The sequence below is a fragment of the Schwartzia sp. (in: firmicutes) genome (assembly GCF_978017985.1).
The window spans coordinates 1-5,889 of the sequence record NZ_CDXDFU010000009.1; the positions used below are offsets into that span (position 1 = coordinate 1).

Here is a 5,889-nt window from a genome sequence, read left to right on the forward strand (position 1 = left end):
CCGCTCCCTGTGCCACAGCTTCACGAGCCACGGCGACCGCGCCATGTCCGTAGGCATCGGCCTTAACAACCGCGCAAAACTTCGCTCCGTTCGTCACACGGCTCTTTATGACTGAAATATTATGCCTTAAAGCACTCAAATTGATTTCCGCCCAAGCTCCACGATTTGACATTCTACCGCCCCACTCTTAAGGACCCTCTGATGATTCCAAAGATTCCCATAAATTTTTATACAAATAAATGATACATCACACAGAAAAGCAAAACAACCCTGTGAGCGTTTCTTACACTGCATTCCGAAAATTAATATTACATTCTGAATATTAAATACATATTATATTCTATTGACTATATACCTACTATATGGTTTATTTTAATGGTCATAGTATTTTCAATTGTTCAGGGGATGATTACCACGTATAAACTCAACAGCGCAGTCAAGGCACCTACACCGTCACTGCTTCAGGCAGCCCAGATCGGTGAACTTTCCTATGACAACCCAACGCTGCAGCATCTTGAAGATAAAGACGCCATTCTGGTCATGAGCTTTGGCACAACATTTAAGGGGACGCGCAAAGCCACGATTCAGGCAACCGTCGATCAGATTCAGGCTGCTCATCCCAACACAAAAATAAGTCTCGCCTTCACCTCTCACATAATTATCGACCGCATGGAAGCAAATGAAGGCGTACGTATTCCTATTCCTGAGGAAGCACTTGACCGGCTAAAGAACGAAGGGTATACCCGTATTGCACTTACAACTTTGGATATACTTCCGGGTATGGAATACGCATATAACACAGCAGTATTCGACCGCTACAAGGAATCCTTCAAAAAAATGACGATGGGCACGCCTCTCCTCTACTGGATGGGACAGGAAGACCAGCGCGACGACTTTGAAGACTTCATTGAGGCATTAAAGACACAGCTTCCAAAGCAAAATGACAATGAAGCTGTTCTCCTTATGGCTCACGGCACACCTCATCCGTCCAATGCCTTCTATACTATGATTCAGATGCGTCTTGAATCTGCAGGCATCAAAAATGTTTACGTTTACACGGTAGAAGGCTGGCCTATGCTCTCGGATATAATTCCGCGGCTCAGACAAAACGGCATAAAGCATGTAACACTTATGCCCGCCATGATGGTCGCAGGTGAACACGCCAAAAACGACATGGCCGGAGAGCATCCGGATTCGCATAAATCTCAGCTTGAAGCCGAAGGTTTCACCGTAAGCATATTCAACCACGGACTCGGTGAGAATGCTGCTATCCGCCAGATGTTCGTAGATCGTGCAGCTGAAGCCTACCATCTGCTTCAAAAGAAAAACTGACAGAACAAAATCCCCGAGTGCTTTATCTCTAAGGCACTCGGGGATTGTTATTTGTGGTGCGATTGGGCGGAGTCGAACCGTCGACCCTCTGCTTAGGAGGCAGATGCTCTATCCAACTGAGCTACAACCGCAAAGAACGATTTAAATTATAACTCAATTGCTTAATTTTTACCATAGGCAAAATATTTCCAAGTCAAAACTGCCTTGCATCTTTTTCCAGCAGACGTTTCTTTTTCATAGTAGGAAATTTTTCGTTGATAAAGCTGTATCTCGGACAGTCTTTATCATGGTCATTTATTATGCCACATGCCTGCAGATGCGAATATACCGTCACAGGTCCGAGGTATTTAAAGCCGCGCTTTTTCAGGTCTTTGCTGATTTTCTCAGAAAGTCCGTTGCTCACGGGGATAATGCCGTCGGCGTGCCGGTCATAAAGAATTGTTTTTCCGTCAGACCAGTGCCACAGGTACTCCGTAAACGTCCCCCATTCTTCTCTTACCTTCTGAAAGCAGCGGGCATTATGAATCACGGCATTTATTTTTCTTGGCGAACGTATCATTCCCGGGGTTTTCATAATGCGTTCAATATCCTTCTCCCCGAAAGCTGCCACAGCATCAAAATCAAAACCCGCAAAGCATTCATGAAAAATTTCACGTTTCTGTATCATCATATTCCAGTTAAGTCCACACTGCATGGCTTCCATCATGAGAAATTCAAACTGCTTTCTGTCGTCCTTAAGCGGCACGCCCCATTCCGTATCATGGTACAGCATCATTTTTTCATTGCATTTATCCCAGTCACAGTATGACATCATACCGCCCCCTTTATTCAATTATAATGCATCATCCGAAATTTGCCCAAAAGAAAAAGGATGTGCAGATAATCCACACATCCTTTAACAGTTCAATTATGCGTTTTCAGGTTTTATGCCTTTGACAAACATACAGCGGAAAGCATTAAGTACGGCAAGAACCGTCACGCCTACGTCAGCAAAGATTGCAAACCACATATTCGCCATACCGATGGCACCAAGAACAAGGCAGGCTACCTTGATTCCGATAGCAAACCATATATTCTCACGCACGATAGCCATGCATTTTCTTGCAATGCGGATAGCAGTAGGTATTTTCAGCGGGTCATCATCCATGAGTACAACGTCCGCAGCTTCGATGGCTGCATCGCTGCCCATAGCGCCCATTGCAATACCGATATCAGCACGGCGCAGTACCGGCGCGTCATTTATACCGTCACCGACAAATGCCGTCATTTCATTTTCGTTTTTGCGCTCTTTGAGGATTTCCTCAAATTTCGCGACCTTGTCCTGAGGCAGAAGGTCAGTGCAGACACGGTCGATACCGATATCCTTCGCAACCCGCTCGCCGACTTCCTTAACGTCACCCGTAAGCATAACATTCTGGCGTACACCTGCTTTTTTAAGCTCCTTGAGAGCCTGTACGCTATGGTCTTTAACAACGTCACTGATGATGATATGTCCCGCATATTTTCCGTCGATTGCCACATGAATGAGCGCACCGACAGGCTCGTTTTCACAGCCGTGAGCCTCAACGCCTGCGGTTACCATCATCTTTTCGTTACCCGCATACACAACCTTGCCGTTGACCTTTGCCCGGACGCCCTGTCCTGCAAATTCTTCTACGTCTTCGACGCTGCAGGAATCTGCCTCATGAGCAAATGCATTGCGAAGCGATACAGCAATCGGGTGACTGCTGTGACGCTCTACATGTGCAGCCATGTGCAGAAGCATATCCTTGTCTACGTCATCGGCATGGATGCCCGTTACATCAAACACGCCCTTTGTGAGCGTACCCGTTTTATCAAATACAACAGTTTTTGCAGAGGCAAGAGCCTCAAGGTAGCTTGCACCCTTTACGAGTACACCCTCGCGGCTGGCAGTACCTATACCTGCAAAGAAGCTCAACGGTACGCTGACGACCAGAGCGCATGGGCAGCTCATGATGAGGAAGATAAGCGCACGATAAATCCATGTGCTCCACTCTGCGGGCGCCCCCGTTGCGATGTGATACAGCGGCATAACAAATGCCAGCAGTACAGCAAGCACTGTAACAATCGGAGTATAAACCCGCGCAAAACGCGTGATAAATTTCTCTGTTTTCGCCTTGCGGCTTCCTGCATCCTCGATGAGCTCCATAATCTTCGAAGCTGTAGATTCGCCGAATTCCTTCGTTGTACGGATTTTCAAAACGCCGCTGAGATTGATGCAGCCGCTGGCAACATCCTCACCCTTTTTGATAGTACGCGGAACAGCCTCTCCTGTAAGCGCGGATGTATCGAGGGAAGATGTGCCGTCGATTACAACACCGTCAATAGGTACACGCTCACCCGGGCGGACAACAATGACAGTACCTACTTCGACATCATCAGGGTCAACCTCTTCAAGCTGCCCGTCCTCGCCCTCTACGTTTGCCGTATCTGGAACGATGTCCATAAGAGCGCTGATATCGTTGCGGCTTTTGCCGACAGCATAGCTTTGAAACCACTCACCAATCTGATAAAACCACATAACGGCAATGGCTTCTGTGTAATCCCCGTTATCATAAAGCGCAAGGGAAATAGCACCGATTGTCGCAATCGCCATTAAAAGACTTTCGTCAAAAGCCTGATGGTTTTTAATACCTTGAAATGCTTTAATGAGGATATCATATCCGATGATGAGGTATGGAATCATATAAAGGACAAAACGTGCCAGTCCTTCGACCGGCACGAATTCCAACGCCAACATCATCGCGCCTGAAACAGCGATGCGAATTAAATTTTTCTTCTGTTTAGCGTTCATATTGATTTACCTCAGATGAAAACTTCGCAGTCTTCCTCGACCTTTTTGCAGTTAGCACGGACATTTTCCATAACCTTCTGCGGGTCAGCACCCTCCTCAAACTCAACCTTCATTTTGAGTGCCATGAAATTAACGACAGCATCTGCAACGCCTTCCGTCTTCTTTGCTGCATCCTCCATGAGATTTGCGCAGTTTGCGCAGTCAACTTCGATTTTGTAAGATTTTTTCATTGTAAATTCCTCCCGTATGTTATATGATATAGTTGATTCAATTAAACGATTGTTTAATCGTTATATTGATGATAACCGAAATTTGCAATTCTGTCAATTCCCTTTTAGAAAAAAATATCACATGCAACAAACAAAGAAAACCATGATATACTTGTATCAGTATATCTCTTAGGAGGAAATGCAATGAAAGAACGTCAGCACCTTCCCCATCTTCACGACATGTCCGAAGATGAGCTTATCGAACATATCCCGTCCGTTGAAACCATCGCCGCCGTCTCTGAGGCAATGAAGCAGCTGGGCGACCCCAGCCGCCTGCGCATCTTTTGGCTTCTGTGCCATGCAGAGGAGTGCGTGCAGAATATAGCCGCAGCTATGGATATGTCCAGCCCCGCAGTTTCACATCATCTCCGGCTGCTGAAAAACGCAGGACTTATTACTTGCCAGCGAAAAGGCAAGGAGATGTTTTACCGCGCCGCCGATACAAAGCTTGTCATGTCGCTGCACCACAGTATAGAAAAGATAGCACAGATTTCATGCATGGGGTAAAACACAAAATGCCGGGCGGATTTTTCCGCCCGGCATTTTTATTTGCTTATCAGCACAATATTTCATTTTCTGCGGCCTTCCACCGCAATCCAGGATGTTCCTTCCTTTGTATGCACCGCTGCCGTATCAAACCCCGCTGTCCTGAACAGAAGCTCAAATTCCTCAGGCGCAGGATTGCGAAGGTCATACCGTTTTATATTTTCAAGCTGGTCTTCTGTGAGCTCCGCCCCGCCGTGAATATCCGCTATAAGCATAAACACACCGCCATGCTTCAGCACTCGGTACACCTCGCTCAGGCTCTTTTCCGGAGTCGGCCAGAAGTAAAAGCTCTCTACCGTGGTAATTTTATCAAACATTTCACTATCAAAAGGAAGTGCGTCAACAGAGCCTTCCACGATTTTCATGCGCCCGCTTTCAACAGCCGCTTTATTCATTTTCTTAGACTTTGCAACCGACAGAGCAGAATAATCTACTCCATAAATTTCCCCTTCAGGTACTTTCTCAGCCAAGCGGCTCAGTGTCATTCCTCCGCCGCAGCCTATATCAAGAATAACGTCCCGCCTATCAAACTCAAAAAAGGAAAGGCCCCAGCCCGTTACCTCATAATGCTCACGATTCATGCGCTCAAGCATCTGCTCTCCCGCTTCTCCTGCCGGCTTGCCCGGATTACCCTGCTGTGTAATGCTCTTTTCTTTATGTGAATGCCTGTTCATTTTATCCCTCCCTGCTATTTCATCGTATCATATCTGTCAAAATTTTTATAATGCCTTCAATCAAAGTTTGCCATAGGCAAACTTTCATCTGCGGCACTAGCTTCGCGTCGCAACGAGGCGGGAGATATGCTCATCGCCTGTTATTAGCCACAACCCCCACTTACAGAAGTGGGGGACATCTTTTGCCGAGTCATCAAATCAAAAAGGATTGAAGCATAACAGCCTCAACCCTTTGAAAAACTCAAACTTATTC

The 5,889-nt window shown here is 46.4% G+C and carries 7 protein-coding genes and 1 tRNA gene; 2 read left to right on the forward strand and 6 right to left on the reverse strand.

Features of this window, described 5'->3' with window-relative positions; all coding sequences use genetic code 11:
- Positions 1–172, reverse strand: a 172-nt coding sequence (locus tag ACY69O_RS00445) for an alanine racemase (protein ID WP_462331509.1), incomplete at its 3' end; no start/stop codon positions are given.
- 203 nt (positions 173–375) lie between these two features.
- Here ACY69O_RS00445 and ACY69O_RS00450 point away from each other — a divergent pair.
- Positions 376–1,332: a sirohydrochlorin cobaltochelatase gene (locus tag ACY69O_RS00450; protein WP_462331503.1), complete on the forward strand. Its 957-nt coding sequence runs from the start codon at positions 376–378 to the stop codon at positions 1,330–1,332.
- 54 nt (positions 1,333–1,386) lie between these two features.
- Here the strand turns inward: ACY69O_RS00450 and ACY69O_RS00455 are convergent.
- From ACY69O_RS00455 to ACY69O_RS00470, 4 genes are all read right to left on the reverse strand, one after another.
- Positions 1,387–1,463: transfer RNA gene (locus ACY69O_RS00455), tRNA-Arg, on the reverse strand.
- 62 nt (positions 1,464–1,525) lie between these two features.
- Positions 1,526–2,146, reverse strand: coding sequence for a DNA-3-methyladenine glycosylase I (locus ACY69O_RS00460; protein ID WP_462331504.1), 621 nt, complete (start codon positions 2,144–2,146; stop codon positions 1,526–1,528).
- Positions 2,147–2,239: 93 nt separating this feature from the next.
- Positions 2,240–4,147 carry a heavy metal translocating P-type ATPase gene (locus ACY69O_RS00465; RefSeq protein WP_462331505.1) on the reverse strand — a complete coding sequence of 636 codons (1,908 nt, stop codon included), beginning with the start codon at positions 4,145–4,147 and terminating at the stop codon, positions 2,240–2,242.
- An 11-nt stretch (positions 4,148–4,158) separates the two neighbouring features.
- A complete protein-coding gene (locus ACY69O_RS00470) occupies positions 4,159–4,377 on the reverse strand; it encodes a cation transporter (RefSeq protein WP_462331506.1) in 219 nt (72 codons plus the stop codon).
- Positions 4,378–4,560: 183 nt separating this feature from the next.
- On the opposite strand from ACY69O_RS00470, the gene ACY69O_RS00475 reads away from it, so the two are divergent.
- Positions 4,561–4,923, forward strand: coding sequence for an ArsR/SmtB family transcription factor (locus tag ACY69O_RS00475; RefSeq protein ID WP_462331507.1), 363 nt, complete (start codon positions 4,561–4,563; stop codon positions 4,921–4,923).
- A gap of 62 nt (positions 4,924–4,985) precedes the next feature.
- Here the strand turns inward: ACY69O_RS00475 and ACY69O_RS00480 are convergent, their stop codons facing one another.
- Positions 4,986–5,636, reverse strand: a complete 651-nt coding sequence (locus ACY69O_RS00480) for a class I SAM-dependent methyltransferase (RefSeq protein WP_462331508.1) — start codon at positions 5,634–5,636, stop codon at positions 4,986–4,988.
- Between the last annotated feature and the right edge of the window lie 253 nt (positions 5,637–5,889).

Coding starts and splice junctions, on each gene's coding strand:
- ACY69O_RS00460 (WP_462331504.1), bottom strand. CDS start 2,146: ATGATGTCATACTGTGACTGGGATAAATGCAATGAAAAAATGATGCTG.
- ACY69O_RS00475 (WP_462331507.1), top strand. CDS start 4,561: ATGAAAGAACGTCAGCACCTTCCCCATCTTCACGACATGTCCGAAGAT.
- ACY69O_RS00450 (WP_462331503.1), top strand. CDS start 376: ATGGTCATAGTATTTTCAATTGTTCAGGGGATGATTACCACGTATAAA.
- ACY69O_RS00465 (WP_462331505.1), bottom strand. CDS start 4,147: ATGAACGCTAAACAGAAGAAAAATTTAATTCGCATCGCTGTTTCAGGC.
- ACY69O_RS00480 (WP_462331508.1), bottom strand. CDS start 5,636: ATGAACAGGCATTCACATAAAGAAAAGAGCATTACACAGCAGGGTAAT.
- ACY69O_RS00470 (WP_462331506.1), bottom strand. CDS start 4,377: ATGAAAAAATCTTACAAAATCGAAGTTGACTGCGCAAACTGCGCAAAT.